Source organism: Micromonospora sp. WMMD712 (assembly GCF_029581295.1).
Classification (GTDB): Bacteria; Actinomycetota; Actinomycetes; order Mycobacteriales; family Micromonosporaceae; genus Micromonospora; species Micromonospora carbonacea.
Map to the genome: position 1 here is coordinate 4,467,357 of NZ_CP120743.1, position 23,578 is coordinate 4,490,934.

24 protein-coding genes and 1 tRNA gene are annotated in these 23,578 nt (G+C 73.2%); 15 read left to right on the forward strand and 10 right to left on the reverse strand.

Annotated elements, in window-relative coordinates; genetic code table 11:
- Window positions 1-23 precede the first annotated feature (23 nt).
- On the forward strand, window positions 24-716 hold the full coding sequence (locus O7633_RS19290; protein WP_282323422.1) for a PASTA domain-containing protein: 693 nt from the start codon (window positions 24-26) through the stop codon (window positions 714-716).
- A 96-nt stretch (window positions 717-812) separates the two neighbouring features.
- A complete protein-coding gene (locus O7633_RS19295) occupies window positions 813-1,487 on the forward strand; it encodes a PASTA domain-containing protein (RefSeq protein WP_282323423.1) in 675 nt (224 codons plus the stop codon).
- A 12-nt stretch (window positions 1,488-1,499) separates the two neighbouring features.
- On the opposite strand, the gene O7633_RS19300 is transcribed toward O7633_RS19295, so the two are convergent.
- Together O7633_RS19300 and O7633_RS19305 are read right to left on the reverse strand one after the other, a co-directional pair.
- Window positions 1,500-1,958 carry a hypothetical protein gene (locus tag O7633_RS19300; RefSeq protein WP_282323424.1) on the reverse strand — a complete coding sequence of 153 codons (459 nt, stop codon included), beginning with the start codon at window positions 1,956-1,958 and terminating at the stop codon, window positions 1,500-1,502.
- Between the two features lie 101 nt (window positions 1,959-2,059).
- A complete protein-coding gene (locus O7633_RS19305; protein ID WP_074475680.1) occupies window positions 2,060-2,350 on the reverse strand; it encodes a hypothetical protein in 291 nt (96 codons plus the stop codon).
- A 634-nt stretch (window positions 2,351-2,984) separates the two neighbouring features.
- Between O7633_RS19305 and O7633_RS19310 the strand changes: the two genes are divergently transcribed.
- The 3 genes from O7633_RS19310 (at window position 2,985) to O7633_RS19320 (ending at window position 4,668) form a co-directional block, all read left to right on the forward strand.
- The gene (locus tag O7633_RS19310; protein ID WP_074475679.1) at window positions 2,985-3,866 is read left to right on the forward strand and encodes a helix-turn-helix transcriptional regulator; all 882 of its coding nucleotides are present in this window, start codon (window positions 2,985-2,987) and stop codon (window positions 3,864-3,866) included.
- Window positions 3,836-4,057, forward strand: a complete 222-nt coding sequence (locus O7633_RS19315; protein WP_043961068.1) for a DUF397 domain-containing protein — start codon at window positions 3,836-3,838, stop codon at window positions 4,055-4,057. The genes O7633_RS19310 and O7633_RS19315 overlap by 31 nt, the downstream gene beginning before the upstream one ends.
- Before the next feature lie 194 nt (window positions 4,058-4,251).
- Window positions 4,252-4,668, forward strand: a complete 417-nt coding sequence (locus O7633_RS19320; RefSeq protein WP_178062755.1) for a hypothetical protein — start codon at window positions 4,252-4,254, stop codon at window positions 4,666-4,668.
- Here O7633_RS19320 and O7633_RS19325 read toward each other — a convergent pair.
- The 4 genes from O7633_RS19325 to O7633_RS19340 all read right to left on the reverse strand — a co-directional run bounded on the left by O7633_RS19325 (window position 4,633) and on the right by O7633_RS19340 (window position 7,418).
- The gene (locus O7633_RS19325) at window positions 4,633-5,235 is read right to left on the reverse strand and encodes a hypothetical protein (protein WP_282323425.1); all 603 of its coding nucleotides are present in this window, start codon (window positions 5,233-5,235) and stop codon (window positions 4,633-4,635) included. The two genes, O7633_RS19320 and O7633_RS19325, sit on opposite strands and share 36 nt — an antisense overlap.
- A 93-nt stretch (window positions 5,236-5,328) precedes the next feature.
- Complete coding sequence (locus tag O7633_RS19330) at window positions 5,329-6,135, reverse strand: WecB/TagA/CpsF family glycosyltransferase (RefSeq protein WP_074475759.1); 807 nt, start codon at window positions 6,133-6,135, stop codon at window positions 5,329-5,331.
- Window positions 6,132-7,205, reverse strand: coding sequence for an NAD-dependent epimerase/dehydratase family protein (locus O7633_RS19335; protein ID WP_278130528.1), 1,074 nt, complete (start codon window positions 7,203-7,205; stop codon window positions 6,132-6,134). The genes O7633_RS19330 and O7633_RS19335 overlap by 4 nt, the downstream gene beginning before the upstream one ends.
- 127 nt (window positions 7,206-7,332) lie before the next feature.
- Window positions 7,333-7,418: transfer RNA gene (locus O7633_RS19340), tRNA-Leu, on the reverse strand.
- Between the two features lie 207 nt (window positions 7,419-7,625).
- Between O7633_RS19340 and O7633_RS19345 the strand changes: the two genes are divergently transcribed.
- The 8 genes from O7633_RS19345 to O7633_RS19380 are packed head-to-tail and all read left to right on the forward strand — an operon-like array spanning window position 7,626 to window position 17,042.
- On the forward strand, window positions 7,626-8,426 hold the full coding sequence (locus tag O7633_RS19345; protein WP_043961072.1) for a DUF3662 and FHA domain-containing protein: 801 nt from the start codon (window positions 7,626-7,628) through the stop codon (window positions 8,424-8,426).
- Between the two features lie 6 nt (window positions 8,427-8,432).
- Complete coding sequence (locus O7633_RS19350) at window positions 8,433-8,921, forward strand: FHA domain-containing protein (RefSeq protein WP_074475676.1); 489 nt, start codon at window positions 8,433-8,435, stop codon at window positions 8,919-8,921.
- Entirely contained in the window at window positions 8,918-10,351 is a 1,434-nt protein-coding gene (locus O7633_RS19355; protein WP_282323426.1) for a PP2C family serine/threonine-protein phosphatase, read from the forward strand. Before O7633_RS19350 ends, O7633_RS19355 begins: the two co-directional genes overlap by 4 nt.
- Window positions 10,352-10,381: 30 nt before the next feature.
- Entirely contained in the window at window positions 10,382-11,875 is a 1,494-nt protein-coding gene (locus tag O7633_RS19360) for an FtsW/RodA/SpoVE family cell cycle protein (RefSeq protein WP_282323427.1), read from the forward strand.
- Entirely contained in the window at window positions 11,872-13,377 is a 1,506-nt protein-coding gene (locus O7633_RS19365; protein ID WP_282323428.1) for a penicillin-binding transpeptidase domain-containing protein, read from the forward strand. The genes O7633_RS19360 and O7633_RS19365 overlap by 4 nt, the downstream gene beginning before the upstream one ends.
- 1 nt (window position 13,378) lies before the next feature.
- The gene (locus tag O7633_RS19370; protein ID WP_282323429.1) at window positions 13,379-14,854 is read left to right on the forward strand and encodes a serine/threonine-protein kinase; all 1,476 of its coding nucleotides are present in this window, start codon (window positions 13,379-13,381) and stop codon (window positions 14,852-14,854) included.
- Window positions 14,851-16,668 carry a Stk1 family PASTA domain-containing Ser/Thr kinase gene (pknB, locus tag O7633_RS19375; RefSeq protein WP_282323430.1) on the forward strand — a complete coding sequence of 606 codons (1,818 nt, stop codon included), beginning with the start codon at window positions 14,851-14,853 and terminating at the stop codon, window positions 16,666-16,668. The genes O7633_RS19370 and pknB overlap by 4 nt, the downstream gene beginning before the upstream one ends.
- A 32-nt stretch (window positions 16,669-16,700) precedes the next feature.
- Window positions 16,701-17,042: a hypothetical protein gene (locus O7633_RS19380; protein ID WP_282323431.1), complete on the forward strand. Its 342-nt coding sequence runs from the start codon at window positions 16,701-16,703 to the stop codon at window positions 17,040-17,042.
- A 21-nt stretch (window positions 17,043-17,063) separates the two neighbouring features.
- On the opposite strand, the gene O7633_RS19385 is transcribed toward O7633_RS19380, so the two are convergent.
- From O7633_RS19385 to O7633_RS19400, 4 genes are read right to left on the reverse strand one after another with little or no spacing between them, the layout of a single operon-like run.
- On the reverse strand, window positions 17,064-17,714 hold the full coding sequence (locus O7633_RS19385) for an aminodeoxychorismate/anthranilate synthase component II (RefSeq protein WP_282323432.1): 651 nt from the start codon (window positions 17,712-17,714) through the stop codon (window positions 17,064-17,066).
- A 2-nt stretch (window positions 17,715-17,716) separates the two neighbouring features.
- Window positions 17,717-17,995 (reverse strand): hypothetical protein, encoded by a 279-nt coding sequence (locus tag O7633_RS19390; RefSeq protein WP_074475670.1) that lies wholly within the window; start codon window positions 17,993-17,995, stop codon window positions 17,717-17,719.
- Window positions 17,996-17,997: 2 nt separating this feature from the next.
- The gene (locus tag O7633_RS19395; protein WP_282323433.1) at window positions 17,998-19,761 is read right to left on the reverse strand and encodes a class E sortase; all 1,764 of its coding nucleotides are present in this window, start codon (window positions 19,759-19,761) and stop codon (window positions 17,998-18,000) included.
- Window positions 19,758-20,564: a DUF881 domain-containing protein gene (locus O7633_RS19400; protein ID WP_074475669.1), complete on the reverse strand. Its 807-nt coding sequence runs from the start codon at window positions 20,562-20,564 to the stop codon at window positions 19,758-19,760. Before O7633_RS19400 ends, O7633_RS19395 begins: the two co-directional genes overlap by 4 nt.
- Window positions 20,565-20,792: 228 nt before the next feature.
- Here O7633_RS19400 and O7633_RS19405 point away from each other — a divergent pair, with 228 nt between their 5' ends.
- Entirely contained in the window at window positions 20,793-21,056 is a 264-nt protein-coding gene (locus O7633_RS19405; protein ID WP_178062765.1) for a cell division protein CrgA, read from the forward strand.
- A gap of 319 nt (window positions 21,057-21,375) precedes the next feature.
- Complete coding sequence (locus O7633_RS19410; protein ID WP_282323434.1) at window positions 21,376-23,571, forward strand: (Fe-S)-binding protein; 2,196 nt, start codon at window positions 21,376-21,378, stop codon at window positions 23,569-23,571.
- Window positions 23,572-23,578: the final 7 nt, after the last annotated feature.

Consider the following 23,578-nt stretch of genomic DNA (forward strand, 5'->3'; position numbering starts at 1 on the left):
CCGGTGATGAGGTGGTGGACGCTATGACGGACGGGAACACCGCAGGGGAGGCGTACCCCGACGAGGCCGACCCGCCGCGCTCCGGCCGGTCGGCCAAGGTGCTGGGCGGCAGCCTGGCTGTCGCGCTCCTCGCGCTGGTCGGCGCGGCCGGTGGCTGGTTGCTGGCCGGGGAGGACGACGCCTCGCCCGGCCCGTCGGCCGCGCAGCCCGGCGTCTCGGCCACGGCGTCCCCGTCCGACGCCCCGGCGTCGCCGGCCCGGACGACCGCGCCGGCGACCCGGACCACCGCGCCCACCCGCTCCACCGGGCTGACCGTCCCGCCGGTGGTCGGCACGGACTTCGAGGACGCGCGGGACGAGCTGCGGGACCTGCGGCTGGGCTGGCGGCTGGTCTTCGGCACCGGGTCGGGGCGGGACGTGCGGAGCGCCGACCCGCCCGTCGGCTCCCCCGTGTCGCGGGGCACGACCGTCGCGTTGTACGTCGCCGGGCCCGCACCCGAGGTCAGCGTCCCTGACCTGGTCGGCGACGACTGCGACGACGCGGCCGAGGACCTGGTCGAGGAGGGCCTCTACCCCGGCTATCCGACGGGCCGGACCGGCGTCGTCACGGCCCAGGCGCCGGCGGCCGACAGCACGGCGCACTGGAACGACAAGGTGGCCCTGACCTGCGGCGCGGAGCCCGGTGAGCCGAGTGTGGAGCCGCCGCCCACCCCGTGACGGCGGCTCGCCGTGCCGGTACCGGCCGCGCTGGCCCACAGCGGTTAGCGTGGATGGGAGGGCCAGCCACCCGCCCGGTGTGGGAGAGGACGTGCCATGAGCGACGACCGCCAGGACCCGCCCCCCGACGACGCCGGTGACCAGACCCGGCCGCTGCCGCAGCCCGGTGACGACGCCCGGCCGAAGCCGGCCGGCGGGGAGGTGTGGTCCGGTCGGGCCGGGGTGCCGCCGCCCCGACCGGCGGACTACGGGCCCCCGACCGGCGAGTGGTACGCCGAGGAGCAGCCCGGCCGGCGCTGGTGGACGCCGATCCTGCTGGGTGTCGTGGCGCTGCTGCTGCTCGGCCTGCTGGGCGTCGGCTTCTGGCTGACCCTGTCGACCGGCGGCGACACCGACCCCGGGCAGACGCCGTCGGCGGGCCCGACCTCGGCGCCGCCGACGACCGGGGCGCCGACGACCGAGGCGACGACGGGTGGGCCGTCCTCCGCCCCGGCCACGACGCCACCGGCGACGACCCCGGCCGGGGTGCCGATGCCGCCGCTGGTGGGGCTGCCCCGGGCGACGGCCGAGCGGATCCTGGACCGGATCGGGGTCGACCACCGGGTCGAGACCCGCGAGTCGGACCGCCCGGCCGGCACGGTGCTGGAGACGGACCCGGCGGCGGGCGAGCTGGTGCCGGCCGGCGCGCAGGTCACCCTGGTGGTCGCCGCGACACCGACGCCGACGAGCAGCGCGACGGCCCCGACGGCCACGGCGACCCCGACCCCCTGACGGCGACGCCGGTCACCACCTGCGGCGTCTCGTGCCGACCAGTCCCAGGCCGGCCAGGGAGATGGCGAGCCCGAGGAGGCCGGACCAGAACAGCGAGCGGCTCGTCTCGTCCCGCAGGGAAGTGGGCCCGGCGGGGGCCCGCCCGGCCTCGACCACCGGGTCCGTTCCGACGCCGGCCCCCGCGCCGGCCGGTGGACCGGTCGGCACGCCCGGCGCGCCCGCTTCCGCGCCGATCGGGCCCGGCACGGCAGGTGGATCCACGGGGTCGGCCCAGTCCGGCTCGGGCTCCCCGTCGACGACGGTGATCTCCGGCGCCGGGACCGGCGTGGCCAGCTCGGTGGCCGACAGGGCCGGGTAGCGGACCACCACCCCGAGGGTGGTGGCGGCGCCGAGGAGCGCCAGCAGCCCGAAGGCGTAGACGGTACGGGACCTGTGGTGCCGCCGCGCGGCGGGCAATATGACCATGACCATCCCAGGTTCAGGGTCCGGGACGCGCGGGGTGGAGACGATCGCCGGGGTGGGCGTACCGATTCTATGGCGGCGGCACGCCCACCGGGACGGGTTTCGGCTGGTCAGCCGACCCGGGCCGGGGTACGCACCACGGGCCGGCGCGGCCGGACGGGGACGGTGCGCTGCCGGGGTTGGGCGGCGACCCGGAGCTGGCGCAGCCCCTCGGCCTGCACGTAGATCGAGCGCCTGCTGACCGCGTCCCCCGCCGCGTTCAGCTCGTAGCCGTCGAGCCACATCCATCCGTCGTAGGTGGGCCAGTCGAGCACCCGGATCACGCGGAACATGATCGGTTTGAGGAACTGGACACTCGCCGCGCGCGTCACGTGCAGCACGTCACCTGAGCGGGGAAGCACAGAGGTCTCCTGGGAGATCGGCCGGCGGGCATGCCGGTGGCTGGTGTTTCGGGGGATGTCTCGCCTGGTGACGGGGTTGTGCCTCGTGAACCGGCGGCGCTGGTGGTGCTGGTCGGGCCGGGCGCGTTGGTGGCGTGCCACGACCCGACCAGCACCCCGCCGCTCCCGGTCGCCGCGCCCGCCGTCGCAGTCAACCTGACGTGCGGCAGCGGGGCTCTCGCCCGGAGCGGACCTGTCGTGCGGTGCCGGGCTGGTATCCCTCGACCGGACGCCCCACCCGTCGGTGGGTCGTCCCGCCCCGGCGGCCGACCGGAACGCTGAGTGATTCGAGCCCTACGGACAGATTGCATGAGTGGCGTGCCTCATGCAAGTTGCATGTCGACTTTTGCCGATACGTGAGCGGCTCGCGGAAATAGACGCTTGATGCCGCTGTCCCCGGACCGGCACACTGGACGCCGGTTTCGCCCGTCGCGGCCGGTCGACGACCGGCACCATCACCCCTGCCGCGAACGCTCGCCCGCCGTTTCGACGGTCGCGCCCCCGGCGGGCGTCGACCCCTGGCGCGATCGACCGGAGGTAACCGGGTGAGGGCGAGCAGCGAGCGATTCGACCCGACGGGTCGCCGGGGGGCGTCGTGAGCGAGCGGCGCAGCCCGACCATCCGCCGTCGCCGGCTCGGAGCCGAACTGCGCCGGCACCGCGACGCCGCGCGCATCACCATCGAGGTGGTGGCCGAGCGGCTGGAGTGCTCGGCGTCGAAGATCTCCAGGATCGAGACCGGCCACACCACGGCCACCCCGCGCGACGTCCGCGACATGCTGCTGATCTACGGGGTGTCCGGCGCGGAGAGCGACGAGCTGGTGCAGATCGCCCGGGAGGCCCGGCAGAAGGGGTGGTGGCACCCCTACAGCACGGTGCTGGTGGGCGCGTACGTCGGCCTGGAGTCGGCGGCCAGCTCCATCCGGCAGTACGAGCAGCAGGTCGTCCCGGGCCTGCTGGAGACCGAGGAGTACGCCTCGGCGATGATCCGGGCCGCCCGCCCGGACTTCACCACCGAACAGGTTCAGCAACGGGTGCGTGTCCGATTGGATCGTCAGTCGTTGTTGACCCAGGACGATCCGGTCGATCTGTGGGTGGTGCTCGATGAGGCGGTGCTGAGCCGGCCGGTGGGCGGCGACGCAGTGATGCGTGCTCAGCTCAAGCGGCTGGTGGAGGTGGCGGAGTTGCCGAACGTGACGCTTCAGATCCTGCCGTTCTCGGTCGGGGCGCACGCCGGCATGGACGGCACCTTCACCATCCTCAGCTTCCCAGAAGCCAATGATCCGGATGTCGTGTACGCGGAGAACGCCACGGGTGGGCTCTTCCTGGAGAAGAGCGACGAGCTACAGAAGTACAGCTTCATCTTCGATCATGTTCGAGCAGCGGCCATTCGCCCGGAGGAATCCATCGCACAAATCGCAAAACTGGCAGAGGAGCCGTTGTGGAAATGGCGACCAAGGGGTTCCGTGGGGACCTGACGCGGGCGACGTGGTTCAAGAGCTCGAAGAGCGGGCCGAACTGTGACAACTGCGTGGAGGTGGCGTACGTGACCGGGGCGGTCGGGGTACGGGACTCGAAGGACAAGAGCGGTCCCAACCTGGTCTTCGCTCCGGCGGGCTGGCACGCCTTCGTCGCCGGGGCCAGGGACGGCGCGTTCCTCCGGGACTGATCGCTGACCCCTAGACACGACGGGCGCGACCCTTCTTCCGGCAACGTGGCCGGGGCGGGGTCGCGCCCGTCGCGTTTCCACCGTCGGCCCTGGTCGTTGAACCCGTCGGGACGGCGCTGGTCGACGACCCCGGACCAGCTACCGGATCGGCAACGGCCACCCGGATCGGCACCCGAGCGAGGCAGGGCGAGACGATGACGACGATCGGTTCAGAGAACCTCACCAACGGTCCGGGCAAGCCGGAGCGGTTCGGCGGGAAATACCGCGGGGCCCGCCGGGACACCGTCCTGACGGAGGTGGTCTCCACCGATTCCGAGATCGGCGCCCGGGACGACGGCTCGACCGCCCTCGACCAGGTCGGCCCGCCGCTGTCGCTGCCGTCGCTGGACCCGAACCCGCTGACCGAGCCGTCGTTCCCGCCGTCGGGCTGGTCGACCGGCTCCTCGGGCACCGACTCCCTGGTCGACCACCCGCTGCTGCGCGGGCTGCTGCTGGAGCTGCCCCCCCGGGGCAGCGTGCCGCCGCCCGGCTGGCTCGACCGCTGGTTCGAGGCCACCCGGTCGATTCTGGAGCTGCTATACGTGCAGGGCAGCGCTGGCCGCTCGCGCTGACCCGGGGCGGCGGGTCAGCGACCGCTCGGCGAGGCGGCTGTGGCGCAGCGCGTGGCGTACCCCGATCGCGGCGACGCCCAGCGCGGCCACGGTGACGGCGGCGCCGGTGGCGCCGGGCCCGGCGAAGAGGTCGAGGCCGCTGGCCGACAGCACCGCCGGCACGGTGGCCAGGCCGGTGACCTGGAGCGGCAGGCCGATCAGCGGGTGCGCCGCGGCGGCGCGCAGCCCGTGCGGGGCCGGCGTCTCCGGCGCGGCGGCGAGCGCCCCCGCGGCGGCCCAGAGCCGGCGCACCCGGCGGGCGGTGACGGCCGCCACCAGCAGTGCGGGGGTGGCCGCCAGGGCCAGGCCGGCTGCGGCCCGGTCGACCGTGCCGGTGCCGGCGCTGGTCAGCCCGGCGGCGAGCACGGCCGCCGTCAGGCCGAGGCCGGTCGCCGTCAGGGCGAGCAACCATCCGGTACGCCGGCGCAGCGGGCGGGCGCGGTGCGGCCGGGGCAGCCGCTCCGCGAGGAGACCCGCGGCCAGCCACACGCCGGCGATCGGCAACAGCACGATGAGATGCCCGTCCATGCCGTCAGCCTTGCCCAGTTCGACGCCCGCCGAATCCGGGTCGGCCCCCTGTTCGTCCCGCAGCCCCGCCCCGTAGGGGTGGCGCGGTGCGGTCTAGACGGCGAAGGTGGCGGGGCGCTCGGTGGCCGGAGTGGGCGGCTTCGCCTTCCACAGGCCGGTCTTCTGCGCCGCCAGCCGGGCCAGGTACGCCGGGTTGAGGACGACGTACCGCCGCCACAGGCGCTTCGGCTCCAGGCCGAGCCGCCAGAACCACTCCAGGCCGGCCCGCTGCATCCACGGCGGCGGGTTGCGCAGCAGCCCCGCGTGGTAGTCGAAGGCCGCCCCGACGGCCATCATCGGCATGTCCAGCAGCGGACGCATCGCGTAGGTGAAGACCTCCTGCCGGGGGCAGCCGAGCCCGACCAGGACGAGCCTGGCCCCGCTGGACCGGATCCGGTCGGCGATCTCGGCGTCCTCGCCGGGCTGCACGGCGCGGAACTTCGACGGCTCCACCCCGGCGATCTTCAGCGCCGGGAACATCCGCTCCAGGGCGGGGATCAGCCGCGCCAGCGTCTCCTCCGTCGAGCCGTACAGGTAGACCGGAAGGCCCTCCTCGGCGAAGCGGCGCAGCACGTGCAGGGTCAGCAGCGGGCCGTAGACCCGGTCGGCCAGGTTGGCGTGGTGCAGCAGGTTGAGCGCCCAGCGCACCGGCTGCCCGTCCGGGGTGACCACGTCGAACGAGTTGAGCCGGGCGTTGTGGGCCGGGTCGAGCACCCCGGTCATCACCCCGTGCACGGCGAGCGCGGTGAGCGCCAGCGGACGCCGCTCGTGCGCCGCCGCCACCACCCGCTCGGTCGCGGTGGCGTAGTCGGTGGCGTCGACGAGGACGCCGAGAACGTTGCGCTTGCTGCCGTCGGTCATGCCCCGGGCACCCACTTGTCCACGTTGGCCTCGTAGATCTCACGCATGATCATCGGCACGTCGTAGACCTGCTTCCAGCCCGGGTAGTCGGCCTGGAACGCCTCGTTGGAGCCGATCCACCACTTGTGGTCGCCGATCCGGTTCGCCTCGACGTACTCGGTGATCATCTCCTGGCCGGTGATCTGCTCGGCCAGGGCGAACGCCTCCCGGTTGGAGGTGTTGGAGTGCCGGCCGCCGCCCAGGTTGTAGACGGCCGCCGAGCGCGGGTCGCGGAAGAACGCCTCGAAGGCCGACACCACGTCCGAGCTGTGGATCGCGTCCCGGACCTGCTTGCCCTGGTAGCCGAAGATCTTGTAGGTGCGGCGCTCCATGTTGGCGCGCATCACGTACCCGAGGAAGCCGTGCAGCTCGGTCGCCGAGTGCGCCGGGCCGGTCAGCGTGCCGCCCCGGAAGCAGGCGGTGCGCATGCCGAAGTAGCGGCCGTATTCCTGCACCATCACGTCGGCGGCGACCTTCGACGCGCCGAAGACCGAGTGCAGGCAGGCGTCGATCGACATGTCCTCGCGGATGCCCTGCGCGTACGGGTGCCCCGGCTCGATCTCCCAGCGGGACTCCAGCTCGACAAGCGGGAGGCTGTTGGGGCGGTCGCCGTAGACCTTGTTGGTCGAGCAGTGGATCACCGGCGCCTCGATGCAGTGCTCGCGCACGTTCTGCAACACGTTGAGGGTGCCGCCGGCGTTGACGTCGAAGTCGGTGAACGGGTCCCGCACCGCCCAGTCGTGCGACGGCTGCGCGGCGGTGTGGATCACCACGGCGATGTCGCGGCCGTACCGGGTGAAGAGCTTCGCCAGCGAGTCGCGGTCGCGGATGTCGATGCTGTGGTGCGCGTACGCCCCGCCGAGCTCCTCGGCCAGCCGCCGGACGTTCCACGCGGTCGACGCCTCGGCGCCGAAGAACTCCTGCCGCATGTCGTTGTCGATGCCGACGACGTCGAGACCGAGGCCGGCGAAGTGCCGGACCGCCTCGGAACCGATCAGGCCGCCCGACCCGGTCACCAACGCGACACTCACACGCCACTCCTGGTCCATCAGAGGCAGGGAAACGATCGGAGCATAGCGTGACGTCCGGCACCCGCCGGATGGGACGCCGGGCCCATGGAACGGCGAAAGGGCCCCGCGTCGTGCGGAGCCCTCGCTCTGGTGGGGAAGGGGGGAGTTGAACCCCCACGCCCTTTCGGGCACACGGACCTGAACCGTGCGCGTCTGCCATTCCGCCACTTCCCCGTGGCTTGACCGGGAACACTTTAGCCTGCCCCGGACCCGCTGTCCCCAGCGGCCCGGCACATCCTACGGTGTCTCTGGCCTGCGCCGCGACCGGTTACCGTTCGTGGCGGACGAAACTGTAGCACGCGGGAAAGAGCCCGTTCGAACGGGCCGGCGACGGCCGGCCGAGCGGCGTGTGAGCTGCGCGCGCGCCGGCCGGATACCATCATGTCCTCGGGACCCGAGGAGGAGCCGGTGAGCGTGCTGCAACGCTTCGAGAAGCGTCTGGAAGGCCTGGTGGAGGGAGCCTTCGCCAAGGTCTTCAAAGGGGTGGTGCACCCCGTGGAGATCCTCAACGCCATGCAGCGGGAGGCCGAGGCGCACAAGGCGATCCTGGCCGGCGGGCGCACGTTGGTGCCCAACCGCTACGTGATCGATCTCTCGCCCTACGACCACAACCGCCTGGCGCCCTACGCCGCCGCGCTGGCCCAGGAGCTGGCCCAGTCGCAGGCGGAGTTCATCGGCGAGCAGGCCTGGACGGTCTACGGCGACGTGATCGTCGAGATCGAGCGCGGCGAGGGCCTCGACACCGGCATGTTCCGGGTCACCGCCGAGGTCTACACCGGCGGCGACGTGGCGCCGGTCTCCGCGCCGGGCTACGACCAGGGCGGCTACGACGCCGGCCCCGCCTACCCGGCGTACGACCAGGGCGGCGGCTACGGCCCCCCGCCGGGGCACGGCGGCGGGCGCAACGTCCGGCTGGTCTCCGGCGACGGCCGCACCTACCCGCTCCAGATGGGCTCGACCGTGATCGGCCGGGGCGACCAGGCCAACCTGCGCCTGCCCGACGTCGGGATCTCCCGCCGACACGCCCGGCTGGACTTCGACGGTGGTCAGGTCGTGCTGACCGACCTCGGCTCGACGAACGGCACGATGGTCAACGGCCAGCGGGTCTCCGCCGTCGCGCTCAACCCCGGCGACATGATCCAGCTCGGCACGACCACCCTGACCTTCCGCGTGGACGGCTGATCCGCCTTGCCGGAACTCGTCATCACCGTCGCCCGGTTCGGGTTCCTGATCCTGCTGTGGATCTTCGTGTTCACGGTGGTCGGCGTCATCCGCCGGGACCTGTTCGCCGGCGCCCGGTCGGGCCGGCTGGTGGCCGCGCCCCGGGCCGTGGGCGCCTCGACCGGCCAGCCGCAGGCCAAGCCGGCCAAGGCGAAGCGGGGCAGGGCCGCGCACCAGCTGGTGGTGACCGCCGGTCAGCTCGCCGGCACCCGGATCACCCTGGGCGAGGCGCAGATCACCATCGGCCGGGCCGAGGATTCGACCCTCGTCATCACCGACGACTACGCCTCGGCGCGACACGCCCGGCTCGTGCCCCGCGACGGGCAGTGGTTCGTCGAGGACCTCGGATCGACTAACGGCACCTACCTCGATCGCGCTAAGGTCACCGGACCGACCCCCGTCCCCCTCGGCGTGCCGATCCGCATCGGGCGCACCTCTCTCGAATTACGGCCATGACTCTGACCCTGCGCTATGCGGCCCACAGCGACCGCGGTCTGATCCGAGACGGTAACCAGGATTCCGTCTACGCCGGGCCGCGGCTTCTCGCCGTAGCCGACGGCATGGGCGGCATGGCCGCCGGTGACGTCGCCAGCAACATCGTCATCGGTGCCATGGCGCCGCTCGACGAGGACGTCCCCGGTGACGCCCTGGTCGACGCGCTGCGTTCGGCCGTGGGCACCGCCAACCAGCAGCTCCGCGACACCGTGGACGCCAACCCGCAGCTGGAGGGGATGGGCACCACGCTGACCGCGACCCTCTTCTCCGGCACCAAGCTCGGCATGGTCCACATCGGCGACTCGCGGGCCTATCTCCTGCGCAACGGCGAGTTCGCGCAGATCACCAAAGACGACACCTACGTCCAGATGCTCGTCGACGAGGGCCGGATCAGCGCCGAGGAGGCGAGCAGCCACCCCCAGCGCTCGCTGCTCACCCGGGCGCTCGACGGCCGCGACATCGACCCGGAATACAGCGTCCGGCAGGTGCTCCCCGGCGACCGCTACCTGATCTGTAGCGACGGCCTCTCCGGCGTGGTGAGCGCCGAGACCATCGCCGACACCATGCGGGAATACACCGACCCGCAGCAGTGCGTCGAGCGGCTCGTCCAGCTCGCGCTGCGCGGCGGCGGCCCGGACAACATCACGGTGATCATCGCCGACGCCACCGACCGGGACATCGTCGAGGCGAGCCCGATCGTCGGCGGCGCCGCCGCCCGGGACCGGGGCATGGCCACCTCCGCCGACGTCTCCACCCCCGCCGCGCGCGCCTCCGCGCTCTCCGCCCCCCGGCCGCCCGCCCCCGAGGAGCCGGCCGACGACGACGGCGACGACGACCGCCCGAAGCGCCGCCCGCTGCGCACCGTGGCGATGACCCTCGCCCTGCTGGTCATCCTCGGCGGCGCGCTCGTCGGCGGCTGGACGTACACGCAGCGGCAGTACTACGTCGGCGCGACCGAGGACGGCCGGGTGGCCGTGTTCCGGGGCGTGCAGGGGCAGATCGCCGGGCTCGACCTCTCCGCCGAGCACTCCGTCAGCCCCGCCCGGCTCGACGACCTCACCCTCGCCGCGCAGGAGCAGGTCAAGCAGGGCATCCCGGCCCGCGACGAACCCGACGCCGAGCGCCGGCTGGCCGAGCTGACCAGCGACGACCCGCTGAACCCCAACCTCAAGCCGATCTGCCAGCCGACCCCGACGCCGACGCCGACGCCGACCCTGACGCCGACGCCGGAGCCCACGAGGTCCCCGGACCGGCCGGGGGCGACCCGCACGGCCTCCGGCAGCCCTCGGCCCGTCGCCACCCCGACCCCCTCGCCCACCGAGACGCCCGACGTGCTGCCCTCCGACACGGTTCCGCCGGCCGACCCGGCCGGGTGCCGGTCGCCGGAGTGAGCGTCGACTGAGAAAACCGAGGACATCTCCGTGACCGCAGCCGCCGCACCGGCCGCCTCGCCCGCGACGACGGGCGAGCAGCCCGGCGTACGCCTGGCCCGGTCGCGGCGCAACGCCGAACTGTCGTTGCTGCTGCTGGCCCTGGTGATCGTCGCCGCGTACGGCGCGACGGTGGAGGCGACCGTGCTCGACACGGTCACCCCGGACTTCTGGGTCCCCACCGCCGTGCTGGCGGGCGTCTTCCTCGCCCTGCACGTCGTCATCCGGTTCCTGGCCCCCTACGCCGACCCGGCCCTGCTGCCGGCGGTGGCGCTGCTCAACGGCATCGGGGTGGGCTTCCTGCGCCGGCTCGACCTGGCCCGGGCCGCCCCCGCCGACCGGGAGTCGCTGGCGATCTTCGCCGGCAACGGCGGCCGGCAGTTCGCCTGGACGCTGGCGTCGGTGATGCTCGCCGCCGGCCTGCTGGCGCTCATGCGCGACCACCGGTCGGTCTCCCGCTACGCGTACACCCTGGGCCTCGCCGGCATCGTGCTGGTGATGATCCCGGCGGTGCTGCCGGCGAGATACTCGGAGATCTACGGCGCGAAGCTCTGGATCATCGTGCCCGGGGTGGGGCAGATCCAGCCGGGTGAGTTCGCCAAGCTCGCGCTGCTCGCCTTCTTCGCCTACTACCTGGTCCGCAAGCGCGAGGTGCTGTCGCTGGCCAGCCACCGGTTCCTCGGCATCGACTTCCCGCGCGGGCGGGACCTGGGGCCGGTGCTCGCGGTCTGGGCGCTGAGCGTGCTGGTCCTCGTCTTCGAGAAGGACCTGGGCACCTCGCTGCTCTACTTCGGCATGTTCGTGGTGACGCTCTACATCGCCACCGAACGGGTGAGCTGGCTGCTCATCGGCCTGATCCTGTTCTTCGGCGGCGCCTACCTCGCGTACGTGCTGGGCGGCGTCGTCGGCGGGCCGTTCGCCAACTTCCACCTGCGGGCGCAGATCTGGCTGGACCCGTTCGCCGACCCCTACCAGGACGGCTACCAGCTCGTCCAGGGCCTGCTGGCGCTGGGCAGCGGCGGCCTGTTCGGCGCGGGGCCGGGCGGCGGCGAGCCGCTGGAGATCCCCGAGGTGCAGAACGACTTCATCTTCGCCGGCATCGGCGAGGAGATCGGGCTGTTCGGCCTCTCCGCGCTGCTGGTGGTCTACCTGCTCATCGTGGAGCGGGGCCTGCGGGCCGCGCTCGCCGTGCGGGACTCGTTCGGCAAGCTGCTCGCCGGCGGCCTCGCCTTCACCCTCGGCCTCCAGGTCTTCGTGATCGTCGGCGGGATCAGCAAGCTCATCCCGCTGACCGGTCAGACCACCCCGTTCCTCTCCGCCGGTGGCTCGTCGCTGATGGCGAACTGGCTGCTCATCGCGGTGCTGCTGCGGGTCTCCGACGCGGCCCGCCGCCCGGTGACCGGTGGCGGCGGCCCGGCGGCCCGACCCGGGGGCGGCCCACCCGAGCAGTTGCACGGTGCCCCCACGGAGGTGATCCGGCCGTGAACGCACCCCTGCGCCGCGTCGGTGTCGTCGCGATGGTCCTGTTCGGCCTGCTCTTCGCGAACCTGAACTGGATCCAGGCCTACAAGGCCGACGAATACCGCAACAGCGACTACAACGGCCGGGTCCAGGTGGCCGAGTACGAGCGCAAGCGCGGCAACATCGAGGCCGGCGGCACGGCGCTCGCCACCAGCAAGGAGACCGGCGGCAAGCTGCGGTTCCTGCGCACCTACCCCGGCGGGGAGAAATACGCGCACGTCCTCGGCTACAAGCCGGTCAACCTCGGCGACACCGGCATCGAGCGGGTCGAGAACGACTTCCTCGCCGGCACCAGCGACGCGCTGATCGCCAACCGGATCAAGGACATGTTCACCGGCGACGAGACCGGCGGCGGCAACGTGCTGCTGACCCTCTCCAAGCGGGCCCAGGACGCCGCGTTCAACGGCCTGTCCAACAACCAGGTCGGGGCGAAGAAGGGCGCGGCGATCGCGTTCGACCCGCGTACCGGGGCGGTGCAGGCGCTGGTCTCCATGCCCAGCTTCGACCCGAACCCGCTGGCCAGCCACGACACGGACGAGGCGACGGCGGCGTACAACAAGCTGGAGAGCGCGGAGGGCGGCCCGCTGAAGAACCGGGCGCTGTCGGAGGTGCTGCCCCCGGGCTCCACCTTCAAGATCGTGGTGGCCGCCGCCGCGCTGGAGAACGGCATCGGCAAGAACACCCAGATCCCGGCCGGCCCCAGCTACACCCCGCCGACGTCGGGCACCCCGATCCGCAACGCGGTGCCGTCGATCTGCCCCGAGTCCGAGGTGACCCTGATCAGCGCGGTCACCGAGTCCTGCAACACGGGCTTCGCCAAGCTCGGCGTGGAGCTCGGCGCGGACAAGGTGAAGGAGAAGGCCCGGCAGTTCGGGTTCGAGCAGGACGACCTGACCGTCGGCCAGCTCGGCGAGGACGGGCTGCCGGTGGCGGCCAGCCGCACCGGGGCCATGCAGGGCCCCGACGGCAGCACCGACCCGGCCGCGCTGGCCCAGTCCTCCATCGGCCAGCGCGACGTCAAGATGACCCCGCTCCAGGGGGCCCTGATCGCCGGGGCGGTCGCCAACGGCGGCAGCCAGATGCGCCCCTACCTGGTGCGGCAGCTCCTCGCGCCGGACCGCACCACCAGCTACTACACGGCCAAGCCGCGCGAGCTGCGCCAGCCGGTCAGCGGGCAGGTCTCGTCGGACCTGCGCGACATGATGGTGAGCGTGGTGGACAACGGCACCGGCCGCAACGCGAAGTTCAACGGCTACACCGTCGGCGGCAAGACCGGCACGGCCCAGTCGGGCCCGCAGACCCCCGACCACGGCTGGTTCATCGGCTTCGCCCTGGATTCGAAGGGCACCCCGGTCTCCGCCGTGTGTGTGGTGCTGGAGGAGGCGGGCAGCGGCGGCAGCGCCGAGGCGGCCCGGATCGCCGGCAAGATCATGCAGGCGGCGGCCGCCGACTCCGGGGGGCGCTGACATGCTCAGCCCCGGGGTCCAGCTCGGCAACCGCTACCGACTCGACGAGCGGATCGCCAGCGGCGGCATGGGCGACGTGTGGCGCGGCACCGACCAGGTGCTCGGTCGCACGGTCGCCGTGAAGAGCCTGCTCCCTGCGCTGCTCGACGACCCCGACTTCGCCGAGCGCTTCCGCGGCGAGGCCCGCACCATGGCCACGATCAACCACCCCGGCGTGGTCGACGTCTACGACTTCGGCCACGACCAGCAGATCGCCTTCCTGGTGATGGAATACATCGAGGGCGACGCGCTCTCCTCGACGCTGGGGCGGGTCGGCCGGCTCACCCCGGCGCGCACCATGGCCCTGCTCGCCCAGGCCGCCGACGCGCTGCACGCGGCGCACTGCAAGGGCATCGTGCACCGCGACGTGAAGCCCGGAAACCTGCTGGTCCGGCCCAACGGCACCCTCGTGCTGACCGACTTCGGCATCGCCCGGTCGGAGCTGGTCGCCCAGCTCACCGCCGCCGGCTCGGTGCTCGGCACCGCCTCCTACATCTCCCCCGAGCAGGCCACCGGCGCGGTGGCCACGCCCGCCTCCGACGTCTACGCCCTGGGCGTGGTCGCCTACCAGTGCCTCGCCGGGCGGCGGCCGTTCGAGGGCGACAACCCGCTGGAGATCGCCATGAAGCACGTCCGGGACACCCCCCGGCCGTTGCCGGCGGACATCCCGCCCCCGGTCCGGGCGATCGTCGAGCGGGCCATGGCGAAGGACCCGGCCGCCCGCTGGCCCAGCGCCGCCGCGCTCGCCGGGGTGGCCCGGCAGGCGAAGCTCGCGCTCGGGCAGCAGTCCCGGGGCGGCGGCCACGTCGGGCAGGTCTCCGCCGCACCGGCGTCCCCGGCCGGCCCGCAGGCGCGCGCCCAGGTGCCCCCCGCCTCCCGGCAGCAGCCCCGGCCGCCCGCGGTGGCGCAGCGCCCGGTGCCGACCTCCGGCCCGCCGCAGCAGCGTCCGGTCCCGGCGTCGGCCCCGCCGCAGCAGCGGCCCCCCGTGGCGGCGCCCCGACCCCCGGTCACCCACCAGCCCCGCCCGCCGGTGGTGCACCAGCCGCCCCACCCGCCGGTGGCCAACCCGCCGGCCTACCCGCGCGGCGCGGCGACCGTGCCGCCGCCGGTCCCGGTCCGCCAGGCCAACCCCCTCGCGTACGCCCGCCCGCCCGGCCCGCCCCCGGCCCCGCCGCAGCAGTCCAGGGCAGGGGCGGTCTGGCTGTTCATCCTGGTGGCCACCCTGGTCCTGCTCTGCTCCGGCGTGATTTCCTACAACCTGCGGAAGAACGCTGCCGCCGGGGACCCCGGCGGGTCCGGCACCCGGGTCGTGGCGTCCGGCGCGGTGCAGGCCGGTGGGGGCGACGATCCGTCCGGGACGCCGTACCGTCGGGTGGAACGACCACTCCTGCCGGGCGGCGGCGAGACGACCACGAGCGAAGGACGACAGACGCGATGACAGCGCAGGCCCGCCTGCTCGGTGGCAGGTATCAGGTCGGCGAGCTGCTCGGCTACGGCGGCATGGCCGAGGTGCACCGCGGCCGTGACCTCCGGCTCGGTCGGGACGTCGCGATCAAGATGCTCCGGGCCGACCTGGCCCGCGACGCCACCTTCCAGATGCGGTTCCGCCGCGAGGCGCAGAACGCCGCCTCGCTCAACCACCCGGCCATCGTCGCGGTCTACGACACCGGCGAGGAGACGGGGCCCACCGGCGAGACGCTGCCGTTCATCGTGATGGAGTTCGTCAACGGGCGGACCCTCAAGGAGGTGCTCGGCGTCGAGGGGCGGCTCCAGCCGCGCCGGGCGCTGGAGATCTGCGCCGACATGTGCGCCGCGCTGGAGTTCAGCCACCGGCACGGGATCATCCACCGCGACATCAAGCCCGGCAACGTGATGCTCACCCAGACAGGCCAGGTCAAGGTGATGGACTTCGGCATCGCGCGGGCCCTGGCGTCCGGCGCGACCACGATGACGCAGACCAGCGCGGTCATCGGCACGGCGCAATACCTCTCACCCGAGCAGGCGCGCGGCGAGGCGGTCGACGCCCGCTCCGACGTGTACGCCGGCGGCTGCGTGCTGTTCGAGCTGCTCTGCGGCCACCCGCCGTTCGTCGGGGACAGCCCGGTCAGCGTGGCGTACCAGCACGTGCGGGAGGCCCCGCCGACGCCGAGCGACATCAACCCCGACGTCAACCCCGCGGTCGACGCGATCGTGCTCAAGGCGCTGTCGAAGAACCCCCTCAACCGCTACCAGAGCGCCGGCGAGATGCGGGCCGACCTGCTCCGCGCGGCGGCGGGCCGGCCGGTGCTCGCCACCCCGGTGATGCGGGAGGCCGAGACCGCGCCGATGTCGGCCGCCGGGTCGGGCTACCCGACCCAGGTCGTCGGTGGCGCGGCCACCCGGCAGCAGCCGCCCGCCCGGGTCGGCGACCCGCGCCAGCGCCGCGCCTCCTCCTGGGTGATCGCCACCTTCGCCGCGCTCGGCGTGCTCGCGATCATCGCCCTGATCACCGCCTTCCTGATGAACGGGAGCGGCACCGAGAAGATCGCCGTCCCCGACCTGACGGGGCAGACCCAGGCGGCGGCGGTGGCCCAGCTCGAACAGGCCGGCCTCGTCCCCGCCGTCGGCGACCCGGTCGCCAACAGCACCTGCAAGAAGGACACCGTCGCGGCGCAGCAGCCGCCGCCGACCACCCAGCTGGAGAAGGGCCGGGGCGTCACCATCCAGATCTGCTCCGGCAAGCCGGAGGTGACGATCCCCAACGGGCTGGTCGGCTCCCAGTTCGACAACGTCGAGCCGCAGCTCAAGGCCCTCAACCTGAAGGTGGTCAAGAAGGAGGTCAGCAGCTCCTCGCCGGAGGGGATCGTCACGAGCGTCTCCCCGAAGTCCGGCACCAAGGTCGCGGAGGAGAGCACCGTGACCCTGGAGGTCTCCCGGGGCAACGTCCGGCAGGTGCCGAACGTCGTCGGCTCCTCGGCCAACGACGCCAAGCGCGAGCTGGAGCAGGCCGGTTACGTGGTGCAGATCGTCGACGGCGACGAGGTCCCCGCCGACCAGGCCGGCAAGGTGTCCGGCCAGAACCCCCGCGGCGGCACGGAGCTGGAGCGGGGCAAGCGGGTCACCATCGAGGTCGACATCCCCGAGCCCACCCCCGACCCGACCGAGCCGACGGGCGGCCCGCCCACGCCCACGCCCACCCCGACCGAGGACGGCGGTGGCAACGGCGGCGGCTTCCCCTTCCCGACCCCGCCGGTGCGCCCCAACCAGGACTGACGCCGGCCGACGGGTGTCCTACCATCTGGCCGATGGAGATCGGAAGCACACGGAGCGGATCGAGGGCGCGCACCTGGGTGACGCCCACCCGGGTCGCGTGGCTCGGGGCGGCAGCGGTGGCGCTCCTGCTGATCGTGCCGATCCGCATCCTCGGCCCGGGTGACCACGAGCGGCAGAGCTGCGGCAACACGCTACAGACCGACCTGGACCGCTGGCGGGGCCCCTCGGACGGGGACTACTGGGAGAAGGCGTACCGGGCCTGCAACTCGGAGCGCATCGACCGGATCGGCCAGGCCGTCGGCGTCGTCTCGTTGACGGTCCTGGCCGTCACCCTGTTGACCGCCCGTGCCCGTCGGCGGGGCGACGAGCACTGACGGCACGACCCACGAGGCCCGTCACACCGGGGCGAAGGCGGCTCGGCGGCGCGCGTCCACCTCGGCGGCCAGCGCCGGGGCGCGTTCCAGCGCCGCCGGGTGGCCACACGCGGCGAGCCAGTTCGCCAGCATCAGGTGACCGCCCTCGGTCAGCACCGACTCCGGGTGGAACTGGACGCCCTCGATCGGCAGGGTGCGGTGCCGCATCGCCATGACCACCCCGGAGCCCGTCCAGCCGGTGACCTCCAGCTCCTCGGGCAGGGTCTCGGGCAGCACGGCGAGGGAGTGGTAGCGGGTGGCGGTGAACGGGTCCGGCAGGCCGGCGAGCACCCCGACGCCGTGGTGGCTGACCTCGGAGGTCTTGCCGTGCAGCAGCTCGGGGGCGCGGGTCACGGTGGCCCCGAACGCCTCGCCGATGGCCTGGTGGCCCAGGCAGACGCCGAAGATCGGCAGCTCGCCCCCGTACCGGCGGATGACGTCGAGGCAGATGCCGGCGCGGTCGGGGCTGCCCGGCCCCGGGGAGAGCAGGACGCCGGCCGCGCCGACCCGCCCCACGTCCGCGACGTCGATCTCGTCGTTGCGCCGCACCTCGCAGTCCACCCCGAGCTGACCCAGGTACTGCACCAGGTTGAACACGAACGAGTCGTAGTTGTCGATCACCAGGACGCGCATCGTCACCTGCTCGGAGAGGGGGGCGGGGTGTTGTTCTGCTCGGTGTCGTACGGCAGGTCGTGCTCGTCGCCGGCCGGCGGGGCGTCGCCGTCCACGCCCGAGCCGCCGCCCGGCACCCCGGAGTCCTGGGTGACCTGGACGTCGTCGAAGGGGAGCAGCGGCTCCGCCCACGGGAAGACCACGTACCAGAGCAGGGCCACCGTGGCGGTGGCGAGCAGCAGCGAGCCGATCAGCTTGCCGGGCACGCCCAGCGGCAGCTTGCGCCAGATCCAGGCATACATCGTCAGCCCCCCAGCTCCGCCGGTCGGCCCGCCGACTTGGGCTGCGTACGGGTCAGCTCGGCGTGCACGATCAGGCGCTGGTAGTTGTCGAACTTCGGATTGCAGGTGGTCAGGGTGAGCACCTTCTTCGTCGGCTTCGCGTCCGGCTCCATCGGCACCGGGGCGACGACCTCGACCTGGTTGGGCTTGACGATGCGCGACTTGTAGACCTGGTAGACGTACCACTCGGTCTTGCCCTCGACGACGATCGCGTCGCCGGGGTCGAGCTCGTCGAGCCGCCAGAAGGTCGCCCGGTTGCGGTGGCCGGCGACGGAGAAGTTGCCCACCTCGCCGGGCATCGCGCTGTCCGGGTAGTGGCCCGGGGCGTACCGGATGTCCTGCTGGGTGACCCCCTCGACCACGACCCAGTTCTTGTCGAGCTTCGGGATGTAGAGCCCGGCGAGCGGCTTGCCGTGCGCCGGCGGCTTGGCCTTCGTCGACGCGCTGGCGCTGGGTGCCACGGTCGGATCGCCGGTGGGGCCCCACGCCTGGGCGAGCTGGTTGCTGAGGTCGTTCTGGTGGGCGTCGACGATGGCCGACTTGCCCCACACCTCGTAGCCGGCGAAGAGGAGCACCACCAGGCCGAAGGTGATCAGCAGCTCGCCGGTGAACCGGACCCCGGTGCGCAGCCGGCTCCAGAACGTCGGCCGGGTCAGGTCGGAGTAGACGCTCTTGTAGCCCTCGTCGGTCTGCTCGGCCCGGAGCTGGACCACCCGCTCGCCCCGGCGTGGGCGGGGCGGCTCGGCCGGCTCCGCGCCGGTGGCGGCCTCGTCGCCGCTGTCGGGTAGGCGCGGCACCGCGCCCATCAGCGCGGTCGCGTCGGGGGCCGGGGGCCGAGGGGGCACGGCCGGGATGACGGCGGTGGCCGCCGGGTCGGCGGGGTGACCGGTGCCGCCCGGCGGGACCGGACGTCCCGCGCCGGGGGGCACCGGAGCGGGCGACACCGGGCCGGGCCGGTCGGCCGGGCCGGTCGGCGGAACGCCGGGGCGGGGGCCCGTGGGCGGGGTGCCGGGGTGGCCCGTGGCGGTCGGCACCGGGCCGGGGCGACGGTCGGCAGGGGTGCGGTGGACCGCGTCGGGCGGCACGGTGCCCGGGAAGCCGGCCACACGGGGTGCCCCGGACCGGTCGGCGGCGCGTGCCTCGACGGGGGGGAGGAAGGCCGTCGGACCGTCGGCGTCGTGCGCCGGGCGGGGTGGCGGCCCGAACTCGGCCGGCCGGCGGGCCGGGACGTCCACGGGTGGCCGGGCGGGCGTGGCCTGCGGGGGCGTGCCGATCGGGGGAGGTGCCGGGGCCGGTGGCCCGGACGCGGGTCGTTGCGGGGTGCTGGCGAACCAGTCGGGGGCGGGCCCGGGGTCCGCTGCCGGCGCGGGCCGCTCCTGGGCGGTGCGGGGCCCGGCCAGGGGCGGAGCCGCCTCGGTGGGCACCCGGTCGGCCGTCGCCGGCTGGTGGGCATGGGGCGTCGGCCGGTGGGCGTGGGGCGTCGCCGGGCGGGGCGTCAGCACCGGGGTGGGCCAGGGGCCGGTCGGGCCGGGCCGCTCCGCGTGGACCGGGCCCGCAGGATCGGCGGTCGCCGGGCCGGGGGTCGCCGGGCCGGGGGCGGCCTGGTGACGGATGGCGGCGCCCGGGTCGGCCGGACCGGCGCGGTCGAGCCTGGGGAGGAAGGCGGTGTCATCCCCCTGCCGGTCCTGGTGCCGGCCGTCCCAGCCGTCGTCCGGCCTACGGGTCACCGGGGCACCGTCGCCGAGCGTAGGGCTGTCGAGTCCTCGAACGCCGGCACCGTGACCGTCGAGACGGTCTCCCGGTAGCCCAGCTGGAAGTCGTTGACCGCGCCCTTGAACATCTGCACTCCCTCAGACGCGGCGAGGGCCTGCCGGAGCGCAGCGGGGTCGCCGATTGCAACGATCTTGAATGGAGGGGAGTACACCCGCCCATGGAGCAGCAGGGTGTTACCTACGCAGCGTACCGCGCTGGTGGCGAGGACGCGGACGTTCATGATTGACATCGCCTCCGCGCCGCCGGCCCAGAGCGCGTTCACGACGGCCTGCACGTCCTGCTGGTGGACGACCAGGTCGTCGTTGGTGGCCCCGTCGGGCAGCTCCTGGTCCGCCCGCCGGACGGCGTCGTTCAGCTCGACCGTGACGCCCACGCCGGTGAGCGCGGTGAACCCGGCGTCCTGCCGGCTGGCGGCGGCGCGGTCCCGCTGCTCCCTGATCGGGCCGTCGGAATCGGCCAGGGTGGCCGTCTCGTCCTCGACCTCGGCCCGGAGCTGGGCGGCCCGGCGCTCGCTCGCGGCGACCTGCGTGCGGCGGTCCTCGATGAGCTGGGTGAGCTGGGGCCGGCGGTCCTCACGCAGCGCGGTGCCGCCGGCGGTCGTCGCGGTGGTGGTGAACAGCAGCCCGGCCGCGGCGGCGATCAGCGGCACGCCGATCGACCAGCCCGGCCGCCGCTGCCGGGGACGCCGGGGCAGGAGGCCGGCGACCGCCCGGCGGAGGACCTTCTGCCAGGAGGCCGCGCCTGACGTGTACTCCACCGAGCGCTCCTTCCGCGTCGTCTCGTGTCGGCCCGCGACGACGCGGGCCGGTGCGGCGACCCGAACAGTCCCGCCTTTTTCGGTCACTCCGTGCATCGGCCTGACCCCATTCATGGCCTGAACGGGTCATCCGGACTACGCTAGCTGTCGAACATTATTGGCCATGGACCGTCGCCCCCGCGCCCGGTTGTCAGGCCGGACGAGGTCGTCACCCCTCTGGAGAGCGTCGTGCCCAAGTCTCAGGTCCGCAAGAAGAAGGTGTACACCCCGCCGACGGACGTGCGTCCGACGGCGACGGCGGCGACGCGCAAGCCTAGCCCGGTCTGGCTGCCGGTCACGGCGGTCGCGCTGATCGTGAGCGGCATCGCCTGGCTGGTGGTCTACTACCTCTCCGAGCAGGAATACCCGGTGATGTCGTGGGGTTACTGGAACCTCGCGGTGGGCTTCGGCGCGATGGTCGCCTCCCTGGTCCTGCTCTCCCGCTGGCGCTGACCGGCCGTCACCTGCCGGCCGGGCGGCGTTCGAGCCGCCCGGCCTGCCCTTGTGGCGCGCTCCACGTCACCCCGCCGAGCCCCTGCCCGGCGTTTCGGCGTCGGGCACCCTATGGTGTCCGCAGGGCGGCGCGGCTCGGCTGCGAGATGACTCACGTTACTGCTGGGTAACTCTCGCGTAGGCTGCACTGCATGACCGAGCGGAGCGAGGTCATCGACCGGTCCGGTCGGGGTGCGACGAAGGCGCAGCGCCGGTCGCGTCCCTGACCCGGCCCGGCCGCCGAGCCGCTCGACAGGCAGCAGACCGGGAGGCCAACTCGATGGGCAGCGTCCAGATCGTCACCACGATCCTCGCGGCCGCCATCACCGCCGTGGCGGTGTGGCTCGCGGTACGCGCGGTCATGAAGATCGTGGCAGTCGTCCGGCTGGGTCAGCCCGACCCGGAACGGTTCGGCGACCGGGGCACCCGCACGAAGACGATGCTGGCCGAGACCGCCGGTCACACCAGGATGCTGCGCTGGAGCGTGGTCGGCGCGGCGCACTGGTTCGTCATGGTCGGCTTCATCGTGCTGTCGCTGCTGGTCCTGGAGGCGTACTTCGAGGTCGTCTCCCCGACCGGCGGCCTGCCGCTGATCGGCGGCCTGGCGGTCTACGGCCTGGTCACCGAGCTGATCGCGGTGCTCGGCACGGTCGGCATCGTGGTGCTGATCGCGATCCGGGTCCGCAACCGGCCCACCCGGCCGGGCGGCCGGTCCCGGTTCACCGGCTCGACCATGTGGCAGGGCTACTTCGTCGAGGCCGTCGTCCTCGCCGTGCTGATCATGGGCTTCGTGATCCGGGGCTTCAAGGTGGCCACCGACCACTTCGAGTACCCGGCGTGGGCCACCCCGGTCAGTCACGCCGTCGGCGCGCTGCTGCCCGACTGGTCGGCCGGCGTCAGCATCGCCGCCCTCATCAAGATCGCCATCTCGATGACCTGGCTGATCGTCATCGCGCTCAACGTGACCATGGGCGTCGCCTGGCACCGGTTCCTCGCCTTCTTCAACATCTTCTTCAAGCGCGACCCGGGCCGGGCCGGCTCCGGGCTCGGCGCGCTGCGGCCCATGATGAGCCAGGGCAAGCCCCTCGACTTCGAGGAGGCCGACCCCGAGAAGGACCAGTTCGGTGTCGCCCAGGTCGAGCAGTTCACCTGGAAGGGCCTGCTCGACTTCAGCACCTGCACCGAGTGCGGGCGGTGCCAGTCGCAGTGCCCGGCCTGGAACACCGGCAAGCCGCTGTCGCCGAAGCTGCTCGTGCTCAGCCTGCGCGACCACGCGTACGCCAAGGCCCCGTACCTGCTGGCCGGCGGCGGCAAGGACCTCACCGGCGAGGAGAAGGCCACCGCCGCCCAGCTCGCCCACATGGACGTGCTGGCGCTCGCCGAGGCCGAGAAGCCGCTGATCGGCGGTGCCTCCGACGGCGGCGTCATCGACCCGGACGTGCTCTGGTCCTGCACCACCTGCGGCGCGTGCGTCGAGCAGTGCCCCGTCGACATCGAGCACGTCGACCACATCGTCGACATGCGCCGCTACCAGGTGCTGATCGAGTCGAGCTTCCCGTCCGAGGCCGGCGTCATGCTGCGCAACCTGGAGAACAAGGGCAACCCCTGGGGTGCCCCGCAGAACACCCGCGAGGACTGGACCAAGGGCCTCGGCTTCGAGGTGCCGCGCGTCGGCGAGGTCGACGACTTCGAATACCTCTTCTGGGTCGGCTGTGCCGGCGCGTTCGAGGACCGGGCCAAGAAGACCACCCGGGCGGTCGCCACGCTGCTCAACGAGGCCGGCGTCTCCTTCGCCATCCTCGGCGAGGGCGAGACCTGCACCGGCGACCCGGCCCGCCGGATCGGCAACGAGTTCGTCTTCCAGATGCTCGCCCAGCAGAACGTCGAGACGCTGAACGAGGCGTTCGACGGCCGGGAGCAGAGCAAGCGCAAGATCGTCGCGACCTGCCCGCACTGCTTCAACACCCTCGGCAACGAATACGGGCAGCTCGGCGGAGAGTTCGAGGTGGTCCACCACACGCAGCTCCTGGCCCACCTGGTCAGCACCGGCAGGCTCACCCCGGTGCAGCCGGTCGACGGCGGCCTCACCTACCACGACCCGTGCTACCTGGGCCGGCACAACCGGGTCTTCGCCGCCCCACGCGAGGTGCTCGGCGAGTCCGTCGCGGGCGGGATCACCGAGATGCCGCGCAACAGCGAGCGCTCCTTCTGCTGCGGCGCCGGCGGTGCCCGGATGTGGATGGAGGAGAAGATCGGCAAGCGGATCAACGTGGACCGGGTCGAGGAGGCCATGTCCACCGGGGCGCGGACCATCGCCGTCGGCTGCCCGTTCTGCTCGACGATGCTCAACGACGGGGTCAACGGCAAGGGGGCCGGCGAGCAGGTCGAGGTGGTCGACGTCGCCAGCGTGCTGCTCCGCTCGCTCAAGCCGGCCGACGCCGCCGGCGAGAAGGAGACCGCCACCTCCGGCAGCTGACCCGACG

What these genes read in the sequence shown, in the direction of transcription:
- O7633_RS19355 (WP_282323426.1), top strand. Translation starts at nt 8,918, where the DNA reads ATGACTCTGACCCTGCGCTATGCGGCCCACAGCGACCGCGGTCTGATC.
- O7633_RS19345 (WP_043961072.1), top strand. Translation starts at nt 7,626, where the DNA reads ATGTCCTCGGGACCCGAGGAGGAGCCGGTGAGCGTGCTGCAACGCTTC.
- O7633_RS19325 (WP_282323425.1), bottom strand. Translation starts at nt 5,235, where the DNA reads ATGGACGGGCATCTCATCGTGCTGTTGCCGATCGCCGGCGTGTGGCTG.
- O7633_RS19320 (WP_178062755.1), top strand. Translation starts at nt 4,252, where the DNA reads ATGACGACGATCGGTTCAGAGAACCTCACCAACGGTCCGGGCAAGCCG.
- O7633_RS19330 (WP_074475759.1), bottom strand. Translation starts at nt 6,135, where the DNA reads ATGACCGACGGCAGCAAGCGCAACGTTCTCGGCGTCCTCGTCGACGCC.
- O7633_RS19390 (WP_074475670.1), bottom strand. Translation starts at nt 17,995, where the DNA reads ATGTATGCCTGGATCTGGCGCAAGCTGCCGCTGGGCGTGCCCGGCAAG.
- O7633_RS19295 (WP_282323423.1), top strand. Translation starts at nt 813, where the DNA reads ATGAGCGACGACCGCCAGGACCCGCCCCCCGACGACGCCGGTGACCAG.
- O7633_RS19300 (WP_282323424.1), bottom strand. Translation starts at nt 1,958, where the DNA reads ATGGTCATGGTCATATTGCCCGCCGCGCGGCGGCACCACAGGTCCCGT.
- pknB (WP_282323430.1), top strand. Translation starts at nt 14,851, where the DNA reads ATGACAGCGCAGGCCCGCCTGCTCGGTGGCAGGTATCAGGTCGGCGAG.
- O7633_RS19290 (WP_282323422.1), top strand. Translation starts at nt 24, where the DNA reads ATGACGGACGGGAACACCGCAGGGGAGGCGTACCCCGACGAGGCCGAC.
- O7633_RS19315 (WP_043961068.1), top strand. Translation starts at nt 3,836, where the DNA reads ATGGCGACCAAGGGGTTCCGTGGGGACCTGACGCGGGCGACGTGGTTC.
- O7633_RS19370 (WP_282323429.1), top strand. Translation starts at nt 13,379, where the DNA reads ATGCTCAGCCCCGGGGTCCAGCTCGGCAACCGCTACCGACTCGACGAG.
- O7633_RS19380 (WP_282323431.1), top strand. Translation starts at nt 16,701, where the DNA reads ATGGAGATCGGAAGCACACGGAGCGGATCGAGGGCGCGCACCTGGGTG.
- O7633_RS19410 (WP_282323434.1), top strand. Translation starts at nt 21,376, where the DNA reads ATGGGCAGCGTCCAGATCGTCACCACGATCCTCGCGGCCGCCATCACC.
- O7633_RS19385 (WP_282323432.1), bottom strand. Translation starts at nt 17,714, where the DNA reads ATGCGCGTCCTGGTGATCGACAACTACGACTCGTTCGTGTTCAACCTG.